Source organism: Variovorax sp. 05L425, assembly GCF_056397705.1.
The window spans coordinates 23776-44820 of record NZ_JBFTNY010000036.1 but is presented as its reverse complement, the minus strand read 5'-3'; the positions used below and the strand labels follow the sequence as shown (position 1 = coordinate 44820).

Below are 21045 nucleotides of genomic sequence, written 5' to 3'. Positions count from 1 at the left end.
GGCGTGGGCATCGGCGTGGACTACGCGTTGTACCTGCTGTCGGTGCAACTCGCAGGCCAGCGCCGGGGCCTGACCTTGGCCCGCGCCTACGGCGATGCGGTGATGTTCACCGGCCGTGTCGTCGCGCTCGTTGGCGTCACGCTCGCCGCGGGCGTCATCACCTGGGCCTTCTCGCCCATCAAGTTCCAGGCCGACATGGGCATCCTGCTGACCTTCATGTTCGTCTGGAACATGGTCGGCGCCCTGGTGCTCATCCCGGCCCTCTCGCACTTCCTGTTGAACGACAGGCACTTTGAGCGTGCAGCCGCTGCCGGACCCTCAGGCGCTGACCGACTTCTCGCCCTCGCGGAACGAACTGGGTGAGACGCCCTGCCAGCGCTTGAACGCGCGCGTGAAGTTGCTCGTGTCGCTGAAGCCCAGCAGGAAGGTGATCTCGGTGATCGATAGCGCCGACTGCTGGACGTAGCCGGAGGCAAGCTCCTTGCGCGTCGCGTCCAGCAGGTCGTGGAAGCTGGTGTTGCGCTCCGACAGCTTGAACTGCAGGGTCGTTGGGCTCAGCGCCAGGGCGCTGGCCACCTTGTCGCGCGTGCAACTGCCGTTGGGCAGGAACTCGATGATCTTCTGCCGCACGCGCGTCACGACATCGTCTTTCTCGAGCCGCGCGAGATAGGTATTGGCCAGGTTGTCGTTGAGTTGCGCCAGCTCGGCGCAGGCGCCAACCAGGGGGTTGTGCAGATCAGCCCGGGGTAGCACAAGCGAAGGTCCCCACTTCTGTCCGAAGCTGATTGGTGCGCGGAACAACGCCTCGTACGGTGCGGCGCCGTCTCGCGGCTGAGGATGCGACAGGGCCACGCGCAGCGGGTTGAACTCGGGCTTGTAGAGCTGACGCATCGCGAGCACGACGAAACCAAGGAAAGCGTCCTCGGTTTCCGCGGACAAGTCGACCAGCAACCTGATCCGAAGCTCGACCTCGTCCCGCGACTCGACCACCTTGATCTCGGCGGTCTGTGAGGCGAGCCTGAAGTAGCGCTCGAGCCGCTGGCAGAACTCCATCAGGTTGGCACTGGCCGCGAGCGCGTAGCCCAGCGCATGCAGGTTGGAGATGTGCAAGAAGCGCGCAACCGTCAGGCCGAAGTACGGATTGCCGGTGACATCGGTGCAGGCGCGGAAGAGTCGGGTGAGCGTGCTGACCGGCAGCCGCCTCATCGGATCGTTGGTCATCGTCAACGGAATGCCGACCGCCTCCAGCACGCGAGCGCTGTCGACACCGCTGGACTGAAGCGCCTTTGAAATCGCCAGCACGTAGCCACCGATCGTCGTCGGCTCCTGCAGTGGCCGGCCTGGCTCGCGCACGGAAACGTTCATGCCTCGATGGTCGTCGTCGGCGCATTTTTTGGCAATCGCGTTTGCCCGGGTCTCGCGGCTGGTGTGGATCGGCGCGACGCCCGCCGGGACCATCGATTTGACTTCAAAGACCGGCGTTGCGCGGCTGCCATTTCTAGACTGGGCCTCCAGCATCGCAGTACAAGAACCGGAGACCTCGGATGACTCAAGATTCCCGCGACAAAGCGGACAAGGCGCACGAAATTCCCGCGGTGACGTCGCCTGACAAGGCCCTGCCGCAACACCTTCCGCTTGCAGGCACCCCGACGGCCAGCGTGGCCGGCCGCACGCTCGCGCAGTCGACCCACCAGTGGCGCACCAGGTCATCGCCACTGCGCGCCGATGCGCCAAACGTCGTGATCATCATGCTCGACGACGTCGGGTTCGCGCACGCCGACACGGTCGGTGGCGCGATCCACACGCCCACGCTCAGCCGCATCGCCGATACCGGGCTGCGCTACAACGCCTTCCACACCACGGCCATCTGCTCGGCCACGCGTGCATCGCTGATGACCGGGCGCAACCATCATCGTGTCGAATCGGGCACGATCACCGAGTTCGCCAGCGATTTCGACGGCTATACGGGCGAGATCCCGAAGAGTTCGGCAACGATTCCCGAGGTGCTCAAGCACTACGGCTACAGCACGGCGGCATTCGGCAAGTGGCACAACACGCCGGCACTTCAAACGTCCGCGGCAGGCCCCTTCGACCGTTGGCCCACGGGCTGCGGCTTCGACCACTTCTACGGATTCATCGCCGCCGAGACCTCGCAGTACCAGCCGAGCCTGTACCGGAACACCACGCCGATCGAGCCGCCGAACGATCCGGCGTACCACCTCAGCGAAGACCTCGCCGCGCAGGCCACGAACTGGCTGCGCGAGCAGCATGCGCTGACGCCCGACAAGCCGTTCTTCATGTACTGGGCACCGGGGGCGGTGCATGGTCCGCACCAGGTCTTCAGCGACTGGTCGGACAAGTACAAGGGCCAGTTCGACGCAGGCTGGGACGCGTATCGCGAGCAGGCCTTCAAGCGCCAGGTGGCCATGGGCTGGATTCCGGCCGACAGCCAGTTGACACCCCGCCCGGACACGCTGGCCGCATGGGAAAGCCTGCCCCTCGAGGAACGCAAATACCAGGCGCGCCTGATGGAGGTCTTCGCCGGCTTCCTCGAGCATGCCGACGTGCAGGCCGGCAAGGTGATCGACGAACTCGAGCGCCTGGGGCTGCGCGACAACACGCTGATCTTCTACGTGCTCTCGGACAACGGCGCCTCGGCCGAAGGGGCGGGCGGCACCATCAACGAGATCCTGTCGATCAGCGGCGTGCCGATCCCGTTCGCGCAGCAGATGAAGATCCTCGAAGAGGAGTACGGCGGCTTGCCGGCGTTGGGTGGTCCGAAGATCTCGAACATGTACCACGCCGGCTGGGCCTGGGCAGGGGAGAGCCCCTTCCAGGGCACGAAGCTGGTGGCGGGCTACTTCGGCGGCACCCGCGTGCCGATGGCCGTGTCGTGGCCGAAGGGCATCGCGGCCGACGCCAGGGTGCGTGGCCAGTTCCACCACGTGAACGACATTGCGCCGACGATCTACGAGCTGATCGGCATTGCGCCGCCAGCCGTGGTCAACGGTATCGCACAGGACCCGATGGACGGCATCAGCCTGGCCTACACCTTTTCACAGCCCTCGGCGCCGACGCAAAAGGCGCAGCAGTACTTCGAGATCTTCGGCAGCCGCGGCATCTATGCCGATGGCTGGATGGCATCGGTCTTCGGCCCGCGCCTGCCGTGGCTTTCGGCCACGTCAGCCGCCTATGCGAACTGGAACCCGGATGAGGATGTCTGGGCGCTCTACCGGCTCGGCAGCGACTATTCGCAGGCGAGCGACCTGGCGGCGCAGCATCCCGACAAGCTGGCGGAGTTGAAGCGCAAGTTCGACGAAGAGGCGCGCGCCAACCACGTGTACCCGATCGGCGCAGGGCTCGGCCCGCTGCTGAACCCGTCGGCGCGCATCGGCACCGCGCAGACCGAATGGCACTTCAACTCTGCCGTCACGCGGCTGCCTGAATTCTGCGCACCCAACCTGCGCGGACGCAGCAATACCGTCACCGTCGAGGTGGCGTTGCCGGAGATGGCCGAGGGCGTGCTGTATTCGCTCGGCGGCGTGGCCGGCGGGCTCGCGTTCTACATGGACGACGGGCATCTGCACTATGAATACAACTGCCTCAGCGTGATGCGTACCAAGCTTCGCAGCGCCGCCCGCATCGAGGCGGGCGCGCATCGCTTCGAGCTGCAGACCGTCCTGGCCGGCGCCGCGCCCGGTTCGCCCGCCACGTTCGTCATGCGGGTCGACGGGGCCGAAGTCGCCCGCGCCACAGCGCCCTTCACGGCGCCCCTGTGCTTCACGGCCAGCGAGGCGCTCGACGTTGGCGTCAGCCTCGGCTCGCCGGTGTCGCTGGACTACTACGACCGCGCGCCATTCAGGTTCAACGGCCGCATCGGCGACGTGCACATCGTCTACACGTCATGAAGAAGAGACCCGAAATGACTTCCAATCCAGTACAGATCGATCCCCAAGAGGCGGACTACATCGTCATTGGAGGTGGCTCCGCCGGCTGCGTGCTCGCGGCCCGACTCAGCGAAGACCCGAATGTGACCGTGTGCCTGCTCGAGGCCGGAGCGGCGGACAACAGCGCTCTCATCCAGTGCCCGTCGGGGCTGCCGATCGTCATGCCGTACCCGATCTTCAATTGGGCCTTCAAGACGCTTCCGAACAAGGGATTGAACGGACGCATCGGCTACCAGCCACGCGGCAAGGCACTGGGCGGCTCGAGCTCGATCAACGGGATGATGTACATCCGTGGCGACCGCAGCGACTACGACCGCTGGGCCGCGGCAGGCAACGCCGGCTGGAGCTACGCAGACGTGCTCCCGTACTTCAGGAAGTCCGAGAACAACGAGTTCTGGGGCGCTTCCGAGTACCACGGTGCGGACGGTCCGCTGAACGTGGCGGACGTGATGGAGCCGAGCTTCTATTCGAGGGCCTTCGTCGAGGCGGCTGTCCAGGCGGGGCATGCGCCCAATCCGGATTTCAATGGGGATCATCTGCTGGGCGTGGGTCTGACCCAGGTCACGCAGAAGAACGGAGAGCGCTGCAGCGCCGCGAAGGGCTTCCTGACGCCGAACCTCGGGCGACCCAATCTGCGGGTCGTCACAAAGGCCCGAACCACGCGCATCCTGATCGAGGACAGGCGTGCGGTGGGCGTCGAATACCGCGATGCGAACGGGGCAATCCGGCGGCTGTCGGCGCGACGCGAGGTGTTGCTGTCCGCGGGCGCGTTGCAGTCGCCGCAGGTGTTGATGCTGTCGGGCGTCGGTCCCGCCGCCGTGCTGCAGCGTCATGGCATCCCGGTGGTTCACGATGCGCCGGGCGTGGGCCAGAACCTGCAGGACCACATCGACGTGGTCCACAGCTACGAAGCCGGCGCGTCGCGCGGGCTGGTCGGCCTGTCGATCAGCGGCGTATGGACCGTCCTCAAGGGCCTGTTCGATTGGGGCCGATATCGGCGCGGCGTGCTGACCTCCAACTTCGCCGAAGGCAACGGCTTCATGAAGACGCGGCCGGAAGAGGTCGTGCCGGACGTGCAGATGGTCTTCGTCATTGCAAAGCTCATGGACCATGGTCGCAAGATCCTGTTCGGCAAAGGCTACTCGTTGCACGCCTGCGTGCTGCGTCCGAAGTCCCGCGGCAGTGTGTCGCTGGCAAGCGCCGATCCGATGGCTGCGCCGTTGATCGATACCAACTTCCTGTCCGAACAAAGCGATGTCGACTGCCTTGTGCGTGCGTTCAAGCGCCTGCGCGAGATCACGTGTCAGCCCGCGCTGGCTCGTTTCGGCGGCAGGGAGTCGAAGAACTCGGCCTGGGCGCAGACCGATGCGCAGATCGAGAAGTTCGTTCGCGACCACGCCGACTGCGCCTATCACCCTGTCGGAACCTGCCGCATGGGCGACGGGCCGGACGATGTAGTCGACGCCCAATTGCGCGTGAAAGGCATCGAGGGCTTGCGCGTGGTCGATGCGTCGATCATGCCGGACTTGGTCTCCGGAAATACGAACGCGCCGACCATCATGATTGCCGAGAAAGCGGCCGACATGATCAAGGCCGCGGCGGGACGCTCGGCGCGCGCAGGCGTGATCAATCCACTGACTGTTTCGCTGGTCAGCACGGACAGTGCAGAGGCGATCGCCGCATGACACATCGAGACGCCATGACAGCGAACGACACCATCGAAGGGCTGAACGCCACGTTGGCTCTGCAGCGCCAGTCTTTCCTTGCAGCGCCGTATCCCGCATTCGGCCAGCGCAAGAACGATCTCCAGGCCCTGCGCCTGGCCTTGCAGCGCTACCAGGACCCGCTCTCCCATGCGATGAGCGAAGACTTCGGCCGCCGCTCCGAGTTCGAATGCAAGATGCTGGACGTGCTCGGACCTGCGGTCCAGATCGATCATGCGCTGTCCCGCATGAAGCGCTGGATGAAGCCGCAACGGCGCAGTGCCGACTGGATGTTTCTCACCAACCGGGCCAAGGTCGTGTACCAGCCCAAGGGTGTCGTCGGGGTCATCGCCGCATGGAACTTTCCGGTGATCGAAGCCATCGGGCCGCTCGTGACGGCGCTTGCCGCGGGCAACCGGGTGATGATCAAGATGTCGGAGTTCTCACCGCGAACTACCGCGGTGCTTCGCCGCATGTTGGGTGAGATCTTCAACGAGGACCAGGTGGCCGTCTTTGGCGGCGGTGTCGAGATCGGCCAGGCCTTTGCGAGCCTGCCGCTGGACCACATCGTCTTCACCGGCTCGCCGGCAATCGGGAGGGAGATCATGCGCGCGGCGTCGGCCCATCTGACGCCGGTCACGCTCGAACTGGGCGGCAAGTCACCCGCCATCGTGGGCCGCACGGCGTCGATAGCGGCATCAGCAGCGTCGATCGCGCACGGCAAGGCCTTCAACAGCGGGCAGGCGTGCGTGGCGCCTGACTATGCGCTGGTGCCGAGCGAGCGCATCGACGAGTTCGTCGCAGCCGCCGCGCTCGCGTTCAAGCGCATGTACCCCGACCCGGTCGCCGATCCCAACTACACCAGCATGGCCTCGGACCGTCACGCGGAGCGTACCCGTGAGCTGCTGGCCGATGCCGTGGTGAAGGGCGCGAAGCTGACCTCCTGCGGCCCCGGCGATGGTGCGCGCATCATTCCATTGCAGATCGTGACCGGCGTGACGCCGGAGATGAGAATCATGCGGGAGGAGCTCTTCAATCCCATCCTTCCCGTGCTGGCCTGCGATTCGCTGGACGAGGCGGTCTCGTTCGTCGCCTCGCGGCCGCGGCCGCTGGCGCTCTACTACTTCGGGACCGATCCAGCCGAGCTGCGCCGACTCACGCGCGACGTGCATGCGGGCGGCATGACCGTCAACGACTGGGCCTGGCATGTCTTTCAATGCGATCTGCCGTTCGGCGGCACCGGCAATTCGGGCATCGGGAGCTGGCGCGGACCCGAAGGCTTCCGCTCGCTGTCGCATGCCAAGTCGGTCTTCTCCGTGCATCGGTTCTTTCCCATTCACCTGTTCCGGCCACCGTACGGCACACGCATTCAGCGGCTCATCTCCAAGATCTTCCTGGGCGCAGGCGATCCTTCCCTGATGGGAAAGGATGCGGTTCGCGCTGACTCTTCCGTCCAGGCCCCAGCGCGCGTTGAGCAGGCCACCCCATGAGCCGGTCACGCGATCGATCAACGACGCCGATCGAGGAGACGATCCCGGCGTCCGGACGCTACGCGTGGGCCGTGTTCGCGCTGACCTTCGGCCTGATGCTGTCGGACTATCTTTCGCGGCAGGTCATCGGCGCTGTCTTTCCGTTCCTGAAGTCGGATTGGGGCGTGTCGGACTCGCAGCTCGGGGCCCTGGTCAGCGTCGTCTCGGTCATGGTCGGCGTGCTGACCCTTCCGATGTCGCTGATCGCCGACCGTTGGGGTCGGGTGAAGAGCATCACCCTGATGGCCTTCGTGTGGTGCCTGGCGACGATCGCCTGCGGGCTGGCGACCAATTACACGCAGTTGCTGATCGCTCGCGCAATGGTCGGTGTCGGCGAGGCCGCCTATGCCGCGGCGGGCGCGGCGCTGCTGGCGCACACCTTTCCGATCGCCAAGCGCGCTGCGATCCAGGGCGCATTCCAGTCGGCGGGGCTGTTCGGATCGGTCCTGGGTGTGGTCATCGGCGGCGCTGTCGCGAGTCAGTTCGGCTGGCGCGCCGCGTTCTTCGTGGTCGGCGCCCCGGGCTTGCTGCTCGCCGTCGTGTACCCGCTTGTGGTACGCGATTACAAGACGCCGAAGCTTGAGCAAGATGGGCGCGACGGCGCCGGTCTGCCGCTGGCTGAGTTGGTCCGGCAGGTGTTCGTCTCCCGATCCGGCAATCTCGTGTTCCTGGCCTTCGGCTTGCAGATGGCGATCCCTTCCGTATTGATCGCGTGGATGCCGACCTTCCTGAATCGCTTCTATGCATTCGAACCGCGCAAGGCGGCCCTGATGGCGGCACTGGCCGTGCTCGCTGCGGGTGTTGGCGTACTGTTCGGTGGCGGCCTTTCCGACCGGTTGAGCAAGGGCCGCCCTCGCTACAGGGCGACCGTCCCGGCCGCCTACACCCTGATCTGTGGCCTGCTGCTGACAGCGGGCTTTGCCATGCCCCCCAGCGCGTTGGCCTTGGCGCTGATCTTCGTGGGCGCGGTGTTCGCTGTCGCTCACGGTGGTTGCGCGGTCGCGATCGTCATGGACGTCACGCACCCGGCGGTTCGTGCCACCGTGACGGCCACGGCCGTCCTGGGCGCAAGCCTTCTCGGCCTGGCGCCCGGGCCGTTCGTGGTCGGCTTGATCTCCGACCTGAGCGACCTGAAGACGGCGCTCACGGTTGTGCCGGTGATCTCGCTGGTTGCCACAGGCCTGTTTCTTCTCGCATCGCGCTCGTACGAGTGCGACGCCGCACGATTTCGCAGCATCGCGGAATCCGGACCGCCCCCATCGACGCCTCGCGCGCCCCTGAAGACGGCAGCGACGTAGGTGCGCCTCACCTGCCAACAACTTTCACGGAGAAAACAAGATGGGTGTTCTGGACGGTATTCGGATCGTCGAAATCGCCGGCCTCGGGCCAGGGCCGTTCTGCGGCATGCTGCTGGCCGACATGGGTGCAGAGGTCACCCTCGTCGAGCGCGTCAGGGCGAACGCGAACGATCCGGTCGCGCTCGGCAAGAGCGCCATCATTCATCGCGGCAAGCGCTCCCTCGCGCTCGACCTCAAGGACCCCCTGGCGATCGAAGCCGTGCTGCGATTGACGGACGGTGCCGACGCCTTGATCGAAGGCATGCGTCCCGGCGTCATGGAGCGCCTGGGGCTGGGTCCCGAAGTCTGCCTGGCGCGCAACCCCGCGCTGGTCTACGGACGCATGACCGGCTGGGGCCAGCAGGGTCCGCTCGCGCAGGCCGCAGGCCATGACATCAACTACATCGCGCTATCCGGCGCCCTTTGGTTCTCCGGCGCGCCGGGCACGCCGCCAATGGCCCCGCCGACCCTGGTCGGCGATCTCGGAGGCGGGGCGCTGTACCTCGCGATGGGCATCCTGGCGGGCATCCTCCATGCACGCCATGGCGGACGAGGGCAGGTCGTCGATGCGGCCATCGTCGACGGAAGCGCCAATCTGATGAACCTGGTCCTGTCGGCCCATGCGGCCGGCCAGCAGCCTTTCGAGCGCGGGCGCGGCCTGCTCGACGGGCCGCACTGGTACGGCAGCTACGCCTGCAGCGATGGCAAGTTCATCAGCATCGGCGCGCTGGAGCCGCAGTTCAATGCGTTGCTGTTCGCGAAGCTCGGCCTCGGCGACGACCCCGACTTCAAGCAGGCCTATGACCCTCGGCGCTGGGCACGGCTGCGCGAACGGCTGGTCGCCCTGTTCGCAGAGCGGCCGCGCCAGCATTGGATGGATCTGCTCGAAGGCACCGATGCCTGCTTCGCCCCAGTGCTGACGCCTGGCGAGGCCATGGCGCACCCGCACATGGCTGCGCGCGGCGTGTATGTCGAACGCGATGGCGTGATGCAGGCAGCCCCGGCGCCGCGATTTTCCGCGACGCCGTCGGGTGAGCCCGGCGCGGTTTCGCAGCGCGGAGCGCATGGCACGGAGATCCTGCGAGACGCCGGATTCAGCCCGGACGAGATCGCGCAATTGCTGCCCGCCGCCTGAGAGGCTAACCGCCCGCGCCGAGAAGCATCGCGCGGACCGGCGAATCCGCTGCAATGACCTGTGCCAGGAGGGCGCCACTTCTAGCATCAATACATCGACTCGGAACCACGTTGTCATGTGTTCCGGGCACCGCTGAAGGCACACAACGAGAGACACCATGAACGACGACACATTGCTATTCGAAGCACTCGGACCGGTCGCGCGCATCACGCTGAACCGCCCCAGGGCCATGAATGCCCTCAACCTGGCGATCCTGGCCGAATTGGAGCGCGGCCTTGCCGAAATCGCCCGCAACGACGAGATCCGCGTCGTGATCCTCACCGGCAACGGCCCCGCGTTCTGCGCCGGCGCCGACCTGAAGCAGGTCCTGGCCGGTGCGGACCTCGCTCCGGGCGAAGCCGACTTCCTGGACCGCGCCCACGTCGTGTTCGGCGCGCTGCGCGCCTTTCCCAAGCCGGTCATCGCTGCGCTCAACGGAGTGACGATGGCGGGCGGGCTCGAGCTCGCGATGTGCGCCGACATCGTGGTGGCTGCCGAGAGCGCCACCATCGCCGACGCGCACGCCAACTTCGGCGTCTTCCCGGGTGCCGGCGGCGCGGCGATCCTGCCGCGGCTGATCCCGCTGAACATGGCGATGTACCTGCTCATGACCGGCAAGTCGCTTTCGGCTGCCGAGATGAAGGCCTGCGGCCTGGTGTGCGAGGTCCATCCCGACCAAAGCCTCCAGGAAGCCACGCTCGCATTGGCGCGCCACATTGCCATGAAGAGCCCGATCGCCCTGCGCCGCATGAAGCAGGTAGCACGCGCATCCGCCGACAAGACGAGCGCCGATGCGCTGCTGCATGAGCAGGTGGCGCTGCGGCAGCACATGCGAACCGCCGACTTTCACGAAGGCCTTACGGCCTTTGGCGAGAAGCGCGCACCGAAATTCCCGGGCCGCTGAGTCGCCCGATCACACAAGGACTGAAGCAATGAACGAAATTTACGTGGCTGGCATCGGCATGACGCCCTTTGGCCGCCTTCTGGACCGCACGGTCTACGACATGGTGGAGGAGGCCGTGCAGTTGGCGCTGGCCGATGCCGGATGCGGTGTCGATGACATCGGCTCGGCCTTCTATTCCACGATGACCAATGGCCTGCTCCAGGGCCAGACCGGCATCCCGGGGCCCATCGCGATGCGTCGCCTCGGCCTGGAGGGCGTGCCGGTGTTCACCGTCGAGAACGCCTGTGCCTCCGGCTCATCGGCCTTCAACCTGGCGACGATGGCGCTGCGCGCCGGCACTTGCGACATTGCATTGGCCGTGGGCGCCGAGAAGATGAATGTCCCCGACAAGGCCAAGATGTTCAGCGTGTTCGATGGCGGCTGGGACGTTTCCACGGTCGACGCCAACAAGCAGACGCTGATGGCAATGGGACACGGCGTGGTTCCGCCTCCCGGCACGATGTCCGAGAAGCCCTACAGCGTCTTCATGGACATCTATGCCGCGCTCTGCCGCCAGCACATGCAGACCTACGGCACCACGCAACGGCAGATCGCCGCCGTCGCGTCCAAGAACCACCAGCACTCGGTGCACAACCCGCTGTCCCAGTACCGCGAGCCCTGCAGCATCGAGCAAGTGCTGGCCGCACCCCCCATCGCCTATCCGCTGACGATGCCGATGTGCTCGCCGATCAGCGACGGCGCTGCCGCGGTCGTGCTGTGCAACGCCGAAGGCCTCAAGCGCATCAAGGGTGCGAACGCTCGCGCGGTCCGAGTATTGGCCAGCGTGATCCAGACCGGGAGCACGCGCGGCCTCGACGAACCGCACAAGATCGTGGCGCATCTCGGTGCCAGGAAAGCCTACGAGCAAGCGGGCGTGTCGCCCGCCGACGTCGATGTGGCCGAGGTGCACGACGCCACCGCGATGGGCGAAATCCTCAACGCCGAGTCCCTCATGCTGGTGGGCTTCGGCGAAGGCGGCCCGGCTGCCGAGCGCGGCGACTTCACGGTCGGCGGACGCATCCCGATCAATCCCTCGGGCGGCCTCGAATCGAAAGGCCATCCCATCGGCGCGACCGGCCTCGGTCAGTTGCATGAACTGGTCACGCAGCTGCGCGGCGAAGCCGGCAAGCGGCAGGTCGACGGTGCCCGCATCGCCATCCAGGAAAACGGCGGCGGCCTCTATGGCATCGAAGAGGCAGTGGTGGCCGTCACGATCCTTGCCAAACAGTAATCCAACCGAACAGATACGGAGCATCCATGGGACATGTCATCAGAACCGAAGAGCAGCAAGCAGCCGTGGACGGCCTGAGGCGCTTTCTCGACGCCGAGATCGAGCCGATCTTCAACAAGCAATTCCGCGACAAGTTCGTGCCGAAGGAGCAGATGGGTGCCGTGTTGCGCGAACTCACCCGCTTCGGCCTGGTCTCGGGCGCCGTCGACGAGGCCCACGGTGGCATGGGCCTGGATTGGCTCACGATGATCATGCTGTTCGAGGAAGTCGCCACCACGTCGGTCGACCTCTCGGTGCCGGTGCTGATCAATTCCTTCGGCGCCTACATGCTGCAGCAACTGGCCCCGGCGCATCTGCGCGAGCGCTACTTGCCGGGCCTGGTCAGCGGCGAGCTGTTCGTCAGCATGGGCATCTCGGAGCCGGACGTCGGCTCCAACGTGCTCGAGATCAAGACGCGTGCGCGCCGTGACGGCGACCACTTCGTCATCAGCGGCGAGAAGACCTGGATCAGCAACGGCTCGTACTCCGACTTCCTGATCTGCACCTGCCGCACCGGCGACGACCCGCGCCGCGGCCTCACGCACTTCCTGCTTGACCGGAAGGAGCATCCATACGAGGTGCGCGACATCCACAAGATCGGATGGAACAGCCAGTCGACCGCGCAGATCTTCCTCGACAACGTGCGCGTGCCCGCCACCCACATGATCGGCAACGAGGGCGAGGCGCTGAAGAACACGCTGTCGATGTTCGAGCGTTCGCGCGTCTTCGTGGCTGCGCAGGGCCTGGGACTGGGCCGGCGCGCACTCGAGGAGGCGGTGCGCTACGCGAAGGAGCGCCGCCAGCACGGCAAGGTCATCGCCGGTCACCAGTTGATTGCCGGGATGCTGGCCGACATGGCCACGCAGGTCGATGCTTCGCGCCTGCTGGTCTACCGCGCCGCTTCGATGATCGAAGCCGGCGTGCCGGCCGAGATGGAGGCCGCGATGGCCAAGTACTTTGCCTGCGAGGCGGCAGTGACTGTGGCGCGCCAGGCGGTGCAGATCCACGGCGGCAACGGCGTCACCCGCGAGTTCCTCGTCGAGAAGCTGGCGCGCGATGCCATCGTGGTGCCGATCCCCGAAGGCACGTCGCAGATCCAGCAACTCCTCATCGCGCGCTCGCTGACCGGCGTCAACGCGTTCTAAGCCTCCAACCAGGACACATCATGCGAATCAAGGACAAAGTCATCGTCATCACCGGCGGCGCATCCGGCCTCGGCCTGGCGACTGCGGGCTACATGGTCAAGGAGAAAGGCGCGCGCGTCGCCATCTTCGACATGAACGTCGAGGCGGGCAATGCCGCTATCGCGGACCTCGGCGCAGACAGCGCGATGTTCGTGCAGACCGACGTGAGCAGCGAGGAATCTGTGCAAACGGCGGTCGATGCGGTGATGGCACGCTTCGGCGCCATCCATGTCTGCATCAATGGCGCGGCCATCCCGAATGGCTTCAAGGTGCTGGGCAAGGAGGGCAAGGCGGCGCCATTGGCCCGCTTCGCCCAGATCACCGCCGTCAACGTGAATGGCGTCTTCAACGTGATGTCGAAGTGCGCCGAGCAGATGGCCAGGAACGAGGCGGAAGTCGGCGAAGAGCGCGGGGTCGTCATCAACGTGTCGTCCGGCGCTGCCTACGAGGGGCAGATCGGCCAGACCGCCTATTCCGCGTCGAAGGCCGCGATCATCGGCATGAACATGCCGGCGGCGCGCGAGCTCGGTGCCATCGGCGTGCGCGTCAACGCGATCGCGCCCGGACTTTTCCTGACCACGATGGTGGCCGGCCTCGACGAGAAAGTGCTCACCTCGCTCAAGGAGCAGATGGAAGCCCCTCGGCGCCTCGGCGACATGCGCGAGTTCGCTCATTGCTGCGCGTTCATCGTCGAGAACGCCTACATCAACGCAGAAACGATCCGCCTCGACGGCGCGGCCCGCCTGCGGTCGAAATAGGGCGCGCTCGCACCGGCGACGCCTGGCCCTTCAATTCAACAAAGAGAGACACACATCATGAGAATCGCTGACTATTTCGACGGCGTAGCTGCGCAGTACCCCGACAACCTTGCCTTCGTCGATGGCGAGACGCGTATCGATTTCGCGCAGGCCCAGAAGACCGCGCATGCGATCGCCCATGCCTTGACACGCGAGCGCAAGGCCGGCTCGGGCTGCCATGTGGCGATCTACAGCCCGAATGACTACCGGGTGACGTTGCTGCACCTGGGCATCAATCTGGCGGACATGGCGTGGCTGTCGGTGCACATCCGCAATACCGTGGAGACCAACGCCGAAGTCCTGGACTACTTCGACGCGAACATCGTCTTTTTCCACAGCTACTTCGAAAGCAGCGTGCCGCTCCTGAAGGCCAAGCTTTCGAAGGCCAAGCTGTACATCTGCATCGACCGTGCGTCCGAGCATGGCCAGTCCCTGGAGGAGTGGCTCGAGGGCTGCTGGTCTCCGTTTCGCAATGAGCAGGAAGATCCCGCGACAGTTGCGTTCCTTCAGCCGACTGGCGGCACCACCGGCCCGTCCAAGGGCGCGGTGCACTCGCATCGGACGCTCGAGATGATGGGCCTCGCGGTCTCGACGGAATTCGAAGTTACTTCCGAATCGCGCCACCTGGTCATTGCGCCCTTGACGCATGCGGCCGGGTTGTTCGTGCTCGGATTTGCCATCAGGGGTTGCGCGACCATCATCCTGCCCGCATTCGATCCCGAGGCCGTTCTCGGCTTGATCGAGAAGGAGCGGGTGACGCATCTGTTCCTGCCTCCCACGGCGGTCTATGCGCTCCTGGCCCATCCCAGGACGAAGACGGCGGATTTCTCGTCGTTGAAGTGCTTCATCGTCGGCGCGGCGCCGATCGCGCCCGAGAAGTTCAAGGAGGCTGTGCGCGTGTTCGGACCGGTCATGTTCGAAGGGTTCGGCCAGACCGAAACCTTGATCCCGATCCTCGTGAAGCGCCCTTCGGACTACCTCCGCAGCGATGGCAGCTTCGACGAAGAAGCGGTGCGCGCGGCCGGCAAGCCCGTCCGTGTCGTGCGCGTCGGCATCATGGATCGGGAAGGCAATCTTCTGCCCACCGGCGAACGCGGCGAGATCGTGGTGCGTTCGTCGATGACGATGCAGGGCTACTACAAGAGACCCGAGGACACCGCCGAGGCGTCCACCTTCGGTTGGCATCACACGAGCGACGTGGGGATCATCGATGAGCGCGGCTTCGTCACCATCGTCGATCGCATCAAGGACATGATCGTCTCAGGCGGCTTCAACATCTATCCGGTCGAGATCGAGAAGCTGATTCAGGGCCACCCCGCAGTGCTCGATTGCATCGTCGTCGGCGTGCCGGATGAGAAGTGGGGCGAGGCGGTCAAGGCGGTCGTCCAACTCAAGCCCGATCAAACGCTCGATGGGGCCGAGTTGATCGCACTGTGCAAGGACCAGTTGGGCAGCGCCAAAGCGCCGAAGTCGGTGGAGTTCTGGGAGACGCTGCCTCGAAGTGCTGTCGGCAAGTTGCTCAAGAAGGACGTCCGGCAGAAGTTCTGGGGCGACCAGTGGCGAGCGGTCTGATGCCGGAGTGCCCTGAGCGCGAGGTCGATGCGACACCTACCCTGGGTGCGGCACGAGCCTGTGGCGATTCGAACTTCGGTGCGCGCACTGCTGGTGACGAGCGAGCTGATCAACGAATCAGGTGCGCGTGATCGACGCGCCGCCGTCTGCCAGCAGCGCCGCGCCCGTGACGAAGGCCGAGTCGTCCGACGCGAGATAAAGCAAGGTGCGCGCGATCTCCTGCGGTGTCGCGACGCGTTTGAGCGCATGCAGGTTCGTCACAAACGCAGTTTTCTCGGGAGTGTCGTTCATCGTCCGGTACATGTCGGTGTCGACCGCGCCGGGCAGGATCGCGTTGACGCGCACCGACTTCGGTCCGAACTCCGCCGCCAGCGTCTGCGTCAGCCCGATCAGGCCTGACTTGCTCGCGGCGTAGGCGGCGACACCCGGAAACGCGAAGGTGTAGCCAACGAACGTCGAGGTGAATATCACAGAGCCGCCACCGTTGAGCAGCATCTGACCGATCTGATGCTTCGCGCCCAGGAATGAGCCTGTGAGGTTGACCGCGAGCGTGTCGGCCCAGCCCGCCTCCGACACCTCGGTGCTGGGACCGGATTCGCCCAAGGTCCCCGCATTGTTGAAGGCAACGTCGAGTCGGCCGTGCCGCGATACGGCCAGGTCCACGAGGCCTTTCGCGTAGCCTTCCTCCCGCACGTCACCCGGCAACGCGACAGCGGACCCGCCGGCCTGTGCGATCTCCGCCGCGAGCGCGCTGAGTTCGCACTCGCGCCGAGCGCCGAGAACAAGCTTGGCGCCTTCTCGCGCGGCAAGTTGCCGATGCCCATTCTCGCGATCGGTGGCGATCACTCGTACGGTGCATCGCTGGCCGCAGAGCTTCAAACGGTGGCCAGCAACGTGCGCAGCGCCGTCATCACGAACTCGGGACACTGGATCATGGAAGAGCAGCCCGATCAGGCGCTGGCACTGCTCGTCCCGTTCATCGTCTCCGCGCCGACGCCGGCTGCGCAGAAGCGACTCACATCGAGCGAGATCGATGCGTTGCCTGCGCGCGTCGCGGGAGCGGGGACCTCGGGCCTGCCCGGCGTCTCGACGCGGGTTCTCTATGGCGATCCCGCGGCCCATGGGCTCTACAGCATCGAATTGTCGGTCCCGCCGAACACGGTGATCGAGGCCCACCGTCACCGGGATGACCGGACCGCCACGGTCGTTGCCGGGCTCTGGTACTTCGGGTATGGCCCCGCGAACGACCCGGCCGTCGTCAAGCCGTTGCCGGCAGGGAGCTTCTATACCGAGCCCGAGGGGGTCGCGCATTTCGCCCGAACCGGCGCGGAGGGTGCGGTTGTCGTCATCACAGGCTACGGGCCCTCGGACACCGACTACGTCAAATAGCGAAGACATTCCCGACGAAGACTGGCAGCGCTTCTTCGACGTCAACGTCCTGAGCGGCGTCCGACTCGCGCGCTTGGTGCTGCCCGAGATGAGGCGCGCCAACTGGGGGCGGATCATCTTCATCTCCAGCGAAAGCGCGGTGCAGATACCGACCGAAATGATCCACTACGGCACGACGAAGACCGCTCAACTCGCTGTATCGCGCGGGATCACCAGTGACCGCTCCGGAGCAGGCTGGTCCCCGACCTGCGGTTCGAGAAAGCGCCTTTTCGGCGCGTAGGTTCCGATCTTTCCGTCACAAGTGCTTGGTAAACCAATCGAGCGCCGCTTCGCTGCCTTCGTCGAAGCCACCGAAGTAGATGCCGTAGTGATCGATGCCGTCGATGACCTTGTAGTGGACCGGGGCAGACCCTCGCGCCTTCAGGACGTCATGCGCCTTGCCGCTGTTCTCCTTGATGTCGAACAATTCCTCGTCGCCCGCGTCCAGCATCAGCGTGGGAATCTCGAGTTTTCTCGCCTCTTCGATCGCGTTGTACTGAAGAAACCGTGCCAGGTGTGGTGTGCCTGCGAGTGGCGGATAGGCATCGATCCCTTGCGGAACCGGCGCGATCGTCCCCCTTGCAATATCAACCGCGCGCTGCTTGGCATGCACGAGCAGCGGCCCCTTGAGAACCGATGCGAGCGAAGCGACCTGAACCGCGATCACCTTGATGCGGTCGTCGTTTGCGGCGTGATGCACTGCGACGCCGCCGCCGAAGCTCGTGCCCCAGGCGCCGATGCGATCCGGATCCACATTGGGTTCTCCCTCGACGTAGTCGACTGCCGATCGATAGTTCTGCAGCCATTCGACAGGATCAACGACCTCGCGGATGACACGGACCTTGGCAACGCCCTCGCTCTTCTCGTCCAACTCCGGAGAGTCGCCGGCGAGGAGGACACCGCTTCCGGACGACGCCCACCCGTTGTAGGTAAAGCACAAGCTCACTATGCCAGCGGCTGCGAACTTCGCGGCATAGCGTTCGCAGGTCGATTTGTTACCGCCCCAGCCGTGTGACAGGACCACAGCCGGGACACGCTGATCGCCGCCGAGCCCTTTCGGCCGATAGATGTCGGCATCCAGCCCGACGCCGTTGCTCCAGATCTTCACGGTGGTGCGCTCGACCGTATCCGGCATCACCAGCTTGGGGTAGGCGAGTTCATTCGGCGACATGGGTCAGTCCACTTTGATGTCGTTCGTTCGGACAATCGATTGCCAGAGCCTGAGATCGGCCGCCACGATTTGCTCGAACTCGGCCGAACTCTTGGGTGGCGGGCTCGACAAGTTGAGTTGCTGCATTCGTGACCGAATCTCCGGATCGGCCAAGACCTTGATGATCTCGCGGTGGAGTCGGCTGACCACAGCGTCCGGCGTGCCCTTGGGCACGAAAACGCCATACCAGCCGTCTACCGCGAAATCGACGCCTTGCTCCTTGAACGTGGGTACGTCTGCAAGGCCCGGCGCGCGCGCGGTGCCGGAGTTGCCCAATGCCTTGATCTTCCCGGCCTTGACCAGTGGGACCGAACTCGCGGCATCGACGAACGCCACCTTGACGAGCCCGCCCGCCATGTCCTGGTAGATCTGGGGCATCGACTTGTACGGCACATGCGCAAGATCGAGCCCATATCGATTCTTCAGCCACTCCATGATCAGGTGGCCACTCGATCCGACGCCCCACGTCGCGTAGTTGATCTGGCCGGGATGGGCCTTCGCGTAGGCGATGAATTCAGGCAGGTTGGTGGCAGGAAAGTCAGCCGCCACCACAAGATTGACCCCGCCTGCGCCGACCTGCGCGACCGGGCTGAGCTTGTCGAGCACATGGACGGCCAGCGAAGGTTGCAGCGCCTGGTTGATCACCGTCGCGCTGGCGCCGCCGAACAGCACCGAATAGCCGTCCGCCTTGGACTTCGCCACTTCGGCGGTGGCCACGAGGCCGTTGGCGCCGACCTTGTTCTCCACGATGATCGGCTGCATCAGCGACTGCGACATGCTGTTGGCGATCAGGCGCAGCACTATGTCGCCACCGGTCCCGGCGGCTGTGCCGATCACCATGCGGATGGGGCGGGCGGGCCATGCTTCCTCCGCGCGTAACGGTGAGGTCATCGCCGCGCTTGCAAGGGCCGCCAGCACAAGAAGTCTTGCGAGTTGCATGATGTCTCCGTACTTGTGTGATTCGCGCTCAGGCCGCTTGGGCCAGCGGGCTCAGGGCGGCGATGCGCGCCGGATCGGCCGCAGCAGGTGCATGGCCATTGATGGTCACCCGATTTCCATGGCGGCGCTCCGGGAAGTAGTCCCACAACGCGTGGTGCTGCGTGCAGCGGTTGTCCCAGAACGCGATCGAGTTCTTCTCCCACCGAAAACGGCACTGGAACAGAGGATGCGCGAGATGGTCGTAGAGAAATCGAAGCAGTGCGTCGCTCTCTCCCCGGTTGAGTTGAGGAATGTGGGTGGTGAAGCCCTCGTTGACGAACAAGATCTTCCTCCCGGTTTCGGGATGCACGGTCACCACCGGATGCTCAGTGCGTGAATAGGCAATATCCACCGGCTTGACGCCAAGCCCGTTCAGCCACGGCTTGGCGCCATCGTGAATCGCAGTTAGGCCTTCAAGGAGCGCTTTCATGCCGGCCGACAAGGCGTCATAGGCGGCGTACATGCTTGCCCACAGCGTGTCGCCGCCGACCGGCGGGACTTCCGTCAGGTGGAGCATGCTGGCCATGGGCGGTGCCTGGTCGCAACTCACGTCGGTATGCCATCTCTCGCCGGTCGCGCGGGTGGAGTTGGCGTCCGCATGAACCACCAGCAACTCCGGGTGCTCCGGATGGCGACTGCGCTTGACCGGGTGCACGTGGAGGGAGCCGAACTGCTTGCCCAGGCTCATGTGCTGCTGCGGCGACAGCTGCTGGTCGCGGAAGAAAATCACCTGGTTGTCCCACAGGGCTTGCTTGATACGGGCCAAATCGCGGGGCGCCACAGGCTTGCTCAGGTCGACGCCGAACACTTCGGCTCCGATGGTCGGGGTGAGTTTGCGGACGGTCAGGTTGCTTTCGTGGATGGCATTCATTGCTTGTCTCCGATGGGTGTCGTTGGGTGATGCGATGACCGAAGTCTGGTCAACGCCGCTCGAAAACACCAATGAAAGCCTCGGCCGCACGCATTACTCTTTAGTTATGACGACCCGCCGCCCACGAGCGCCCGCACCGGTCAGCGCGCAGGCTTTTTTGCAGCGGCATCTCAAGCTGCGCCAACTTCGCCTACTGGTCTCACTCGACCAGCACCGGCACGTCGGCAGGGTCGCCGAGGCCATGCACCTCACGCAGCCTGCCGTGTCGAAGGCCTTGGCGGAACTCGAGCGCGGGCTCGGGATGGCACTTTTCACGCGGACGCCCCAAGGGCTGCTGCCGACGCCTGAAGGCGTCTGCCTGATCCGCCATGCGCAATCCGTCCATGAAGACCTCAACCGAGCGGCCCTGGCGCTGGACTCGATGGGTCAGCCCGAGGTCTGGCGGGTGGCATTGGGCGCTATGCATGGCACCACGCCGATGATCCTCGTGGCGTTCGAGCGCCTGCAACGACGGCGAACGCCAGCGGCAGCTTTCGACCTCACGGTGCAGGAGGGCTCTCCCGACCTGTTGCTGCCCCTGCTGCGCGCGGGAAAGCTGGACGTCGTGATGGGCGTGGCACCGGAGCGAAGTGCCGCAGCCGATCTGCAGGTCGTGCCGCTGTACGTCGACCCCATGGTGTGGATGGTGGCGCCCAGCCATCCACTGGCTCGCAAGGCCCGACTCACACTGCACGATCTTGCCGACACGATGTGGGTGCTGCCGCCGCGCGTGGCGCGGGTGCGTGCGGTGATCGACGCGGTGTTCCGCAAGCACAAGGTACTCGTGCCGTCCAGGCTGGTGGAGACGGTGTCGTTCGACTCGCTGCTAGGCATGGTCTGCGATCACGGAGCGGTCGCGCTGTCATCGAGACGGCTTGCCCGCAGTGCCGAATCTCGCGGGCTCGTGCACGTGCTCGACGTCGACATGGCTGGCCTGGCCTTGCCGATTTCGGCGATGACCCTGGTGGAGCCGGAACCCGGTGCCTACGCGGTCGAATTCATCCAGTGTCTGGTGGAAGCTTCGGCGCAATAAATCGGGTCACGGTGCTGGACCGGGGAGGCC

At 65.2% G+C, this 21045-nt stretch carries 18 protein-coding genes and 1 pseudogene; 14 read left to right on the top strand and 5 right to left on the bottom strand.

The genetic code is table 11. The annotated features are described in order from the left end of the window. A partial coding sequence (locus AC1DN9_RS27755) for an MMPL family transporter (protein WP_478105301.1) occupies positions 1-363 on the top strand: 363 nt, incomplete at its 5' end. Here AC1DN9_RS27755 and AC1DN9_RS27750 read toward each other — a convergent pair. Continuing rightward, positions 319-1365: an AraC family transcriptional regulator gene (locus AC1DN9_RS27750; RefSeq protein ID WP_478105299.1), complete on the bottom strand. Its 1047-nt coding sequence runs from the start codon at positions 1363-1365 to the stop codon at positions 319-321. The two genes, AC1DN9_RS27755 and AC1DN9_RS27750, sit on opposite strands and share 45 nt — an antisense overlap. A gap of 179 nt (positions 1366-1544) precedes the next feature. Between AC1DN9_RS27750 and AC1DN9_RS27745 the strand changes: the two genes are divergently transcribed. The 10 genes from AC1DN9_RS27745 to AC1DN9_RS27700 all read left to right on the top strand — a co-directional run bounded on the left by AC1DN9_RS27745 (position 1545) and on the right by AC1DN9_RS27700 (position 15456). Further along, positions 1545-3908 (top strand): arylsulfatase, encoded by a 2364-nt coding sequence (locus AC1DN9_RS27745; RefSeq protein WP_478105298.1) that lies wholly within the window; start codon positions 1545-1547, stop codon positions 3906-3908. Positions 3909-3922: 14 nt separating this feature from the next. Then, complete coding sequence (locus AC1DN9_RS27740) at positions 3923-5632, top strand: GMC family oxidoreductase (protein WP_478105296.1); 1710 nt, start codon at positions 3923-3925, stop codon at positions 5630-5632. Beyond that, positions 5629-7140 (top strand): coniferyl aldehyde dehydrogenase, encoded by a 1512-nt coding sequence (locus AC1DN9_RS27735; protein ID WP_478105294.1) that lies wholly within the window; start codon positions 5629-5631, stop codon positions 7138-7140. Before AC1DN9_RS27740 ends, AC1DN9_RS27735 begins: the two co-directional genes overlap by 4 nt. Next, positions 7137-8477: an MFS transporter gene (locus tag AC1DN9_RS27730; RefSeq protein ID WP_478105292.1), complete on the top strand. Its 1341-nt coding sequence runs from the start codon at positions 7137-7139 to the stop codon at positions 8475-8477. The genes AC1DN9_RS27735 and AC1DN9_RS27730 overlap by 4 nt, the downstream gene beginning before the upstream one ends. A gap of 40 nt (positions 8478-8517) precedes the next feature. Then, the gene (locus AC1DN9_RS27725) at positions 8518-9651 is read left to right on the top strand and encodes a CaiB/BaiF CoA transferase family protein (RefSeq protein WP_478105290.1); all 1134 of its coding nucleotides are present in this window, start codon (positions 8518-8520) and stop codon (positions 9649-9651) included. A 157-nt stretch (positions 9652-9808) separates the two neighbouring features. Further along, positions 9809-10594: an enoyl-CoA hydratase/isomerase family protein gene (locus AC1DN9_RS27720; RefSeq protein WP_478105288.1), complete on the top strand. Its 786-nt coding sequence runs from the start codon at positions 9809-9811 to the stop codon at positions 10592-10594. 28 nt (positions 10595-10622) lie between these two features. Then, positions 10623-11864, top strand: coding sequence for a thiolase family protein (locus AC1DN9_RS27715; RefSeq protein ID WP_478105287.1), 1242 nt, complete (start codon positions 10623-10625; stop codon positions 11862-11864). A gap of 26 nt (positions 11865-11890) precedes the next feature. Next, positions 11891-13048, top strand: coding sequence for an acyl-CoA dehydrogenase family protein (locus AC1DN9_RS27710; RefSeq protein WP_478105285.1), 1158 nt, complete (start codon positions 11891-11893; stop codon positions 13046-13048). A 20-nt stretch (positions 13049-13068) separates the two neighbouring features. Beyond that, positions 13069-13845: an SDR family NAD(P)-dependent oxidoreductase gene (locus tag AC1DN9_RS27705; protein ID WP_478105283.1), complete on the top strand. Its 777-nt coding sequence runs from the start codon at positions 13069-13071 to the stop codon at positions 13843-13845. 57 nt (positions 13846-13902) lie between these two features. Further along, positions 13903-15456, top strand: coding sequence for a class I adenylate-forming enzyme family protein (locus AC1DN9_RS27700; RefSeq protein ID WP_478105282.1), 1554 nt, complete (start codon positions 13903-13905; stop codon positions 15454-15456). A 117-nt stretch (positions 15457-15573) separates the two neighbouring features. On the opposite strand, the gene AC1DN9_RS27695 is transcribed toward AC1DN9_RS27700, so the two are convergent. Next, on the bottom strand, positions 15574-16302 hold the full coding sequence (locus AC1DN9_RS27695; RefSeq protein ID WP_478105280.1) for an SDR family oxidoreductase: 729 nt from the start codon (positions 16300-16302) through the stop codon (positions 15574-15576). On the opposite strand from AC1DN9_RS27695, the gene AC1DN9_RS27690 reads away from it, so the two are divergent. Continuing rightward, complete coding sequence (locus AC1DN9_RS27690; RefSeq protein WP_478105278.1) at positions 16273-16845, top strand: hypothetical protein; 573 nt, start codon at positions 16273-16275, stop codon at positions 16843-16845. The two genes, AC1DN9_RS27695 and AC1DN9_RS27690, sit on opposite strands and share 30 nt — an antisense overlap. A 1-nt stretch (position 16846) precedes the next feature. Then, a pseudogene (locus AC1DN9_RS27685) lies at positions 16847-17080 on the top strand (SDR family oxidoreductase); the annotation flags it as partial. Positions 17081-17140: 60 nt separating this feature from the next. On the opposite strand, the gene AC1DN9_RS27680 reads toward AC1DN9_RS27685, so the two are convergent. The 3 genes from AC1DN9_RS27680 to AC1DN9_RS27670 are packed head-to-tail and all read right to left on the bottom strand — an operon-like array spanning position 17141 to position 19943. Beyond that, positions 17141-18055, bottom strand: coding sequence for an alpha/beta hydrolase (locus AC1DN9_RS27680; protein ID WP_478105276.1), 915 nt, complete (start codon positions 18053-18055; stop codon positions 17141-17143). A 3-nt stretch (positions 18056-18058) separates the two neighbouring features. Then, positions 18059-19033: a Bug family tripartite tricarboxylate transporter substrate binding protein gene (locus tag AC1DN9_RS27675; protein ID WP_478105274.1), complete on the bottom strand. Its 975-nt coding sequence runs from the start codon at positions 19031-19033 to the stop codon at positions 18059-18061. Positions 19034-19061: 28 nt separating this feature from the next. After that, positions 19062-19943, bottom strand: coding sequence for a TauD/TfdA dioxygenase family protein (locus AC1DN9_RS27670; RefSeq protein WP_478105272.1), 882 nt, complete (start codon positions 19941-19943; stop codon positions 19062-19064). A gap of 34 nt (positions 19944-19977) precedes the next feature. Between AC1DN9_RS27670 and AC1DN9_RS27665 the strand changes: the two genes are divergently transcribed. After that, complete coding sequence (locus AC1DN9_RS27665; RefSeq protein WP_478105270.1) at positions 19978-21015, top strand: LysR family transcriptional regulator; 1038 nt, start codon at positions 19978-19980, stop codon at positions 21013-21015. The last annotated feature ends 30 nt before the right edge of the window (positions 21016-21045 follow it).

What these genes read in the sequence shown, in the direction of transcription:
- AC1DN9_RS27675 (WP_478105274.1), bottom strand. Translation starts at nt 19,033, where the DNA reads ATGCAACTCGCAAGACTTCTTGTGCTGGCGGCCCTTGCAAGCGCGGCG.
- AC1DN9_RS27720 (WP_478105288.1), top strand. Translation starts at nt 9,809, where the DNA reads ATGAACGACGACACATTGCTATTCGAAGCACTCGGACCGGTCGCGCGC.
- AC1DN9_RS27690 (WP_478105278.1), top strand. Translation starts at nt 16,273, where the DNA reads ATGCCCATTCTCGCGATCGGTGGCGATCACTCGTACGGTGCATCGCTG.
- AC1DN9_RS27740 (WP_478105296.1), top strand. Translation starts at nt 3,923, where the DNA reads ATGACTTCCAATCCAGTACAGATCGATCCCCAAGAGGCGGACTACATC.
- AC1DN9_RS27750 (WP_478105299.1), bottom strand. Translation starts at nt 1,365, where the DNA reads ATGAACGTTTCCGTGCGCGAGCCAGGCCGGCCACTGCAGGAGCCGACG.
- AC1DN9_RS27705 (WP_478105283.1), top strand. Translation starts at nt 13,069, where the DNA reads ATGCGAATCAAGGACAAAGTCATCGTCATCACCGGCGGCGCATCCGGC.
- AC1DN9_RS27680 (WP_478105276.1), bottom strand. Translation starts at nt 18,055, where the DNA reads ATGTCGCCGAATGAACTCGCCTACCCCAAGCTGGTGATGCCGGATACG.
- AC1DN9_RS27670 (WP_478105272.1), bottom strand. Translation starts at nt 19,943, where the DNA reads ATGAATGCCATCCACGAAAGCAACCTGACCGTCCGCAAACTCACCCCG.
- AC1DN9_RS27730 (WP_478105292.1), top strand. Translation starts at nt 7,137, where the DNA reads ATGAGCCGGTCACGCGATCGATCAACGACGCCGATCGAGGAGACGATC.
- AC1DN9_RS27745 (WP_478105298.1), top strand. Translation starts at nt 1,545, where the DNA reads ATGACTCAAGATTCCCGCGACAAAGCGGACAAGGCGCACGAAATTCCC.
- AC1DN9_RS27665 (WP_478105270.1), top strand. Translation starts at nt 19,978, where the DNA reads ATGACCGAAGTCTGGTCAACGCCGCTCGAAAACACCAATGAAAGCCTC.
- AC1DN9_RS27735 (WP_478105294.1), top strand. Translation starts at nt 5,629, where the DNA reads ATGACACATCGAGACGCCATGACAGCGAACGACACCATCGAAGGGCTG.
- AC1DN9_RS27725 (WP_478105290.1), top strand. Translation starts at nt 8,518, where the DNA reads ATGGGTGTTCTGGACGGTATTCGGATCGTCGAAATCGCCGGCCTCGGG.
- AC1DN9_RS27710 (WP_478105285.1), top strand. Translation starts at nt 11,891, where the DNA reads ATGGGACATGTCATCAGAACCGAAGAGCAGCAAGCAGCCGTGGACGGC.
- AC1DN9_RS27700 (WP_478105282.1), top strand. Translation starts at nt 13,903, where the DNA reads ATGAGAATCGCTGACTATTTCGACGGCGTAGCTGCGCAGTACCCCGAC.
- AC1DN9_RS27715 (WP_478105287.1), top strand. Translation starts at nt 10,623, where the DNA reads ATGAACGAAATTTACGTGGCTGGCATCGGCATGACGCCCTTTGGCCGC.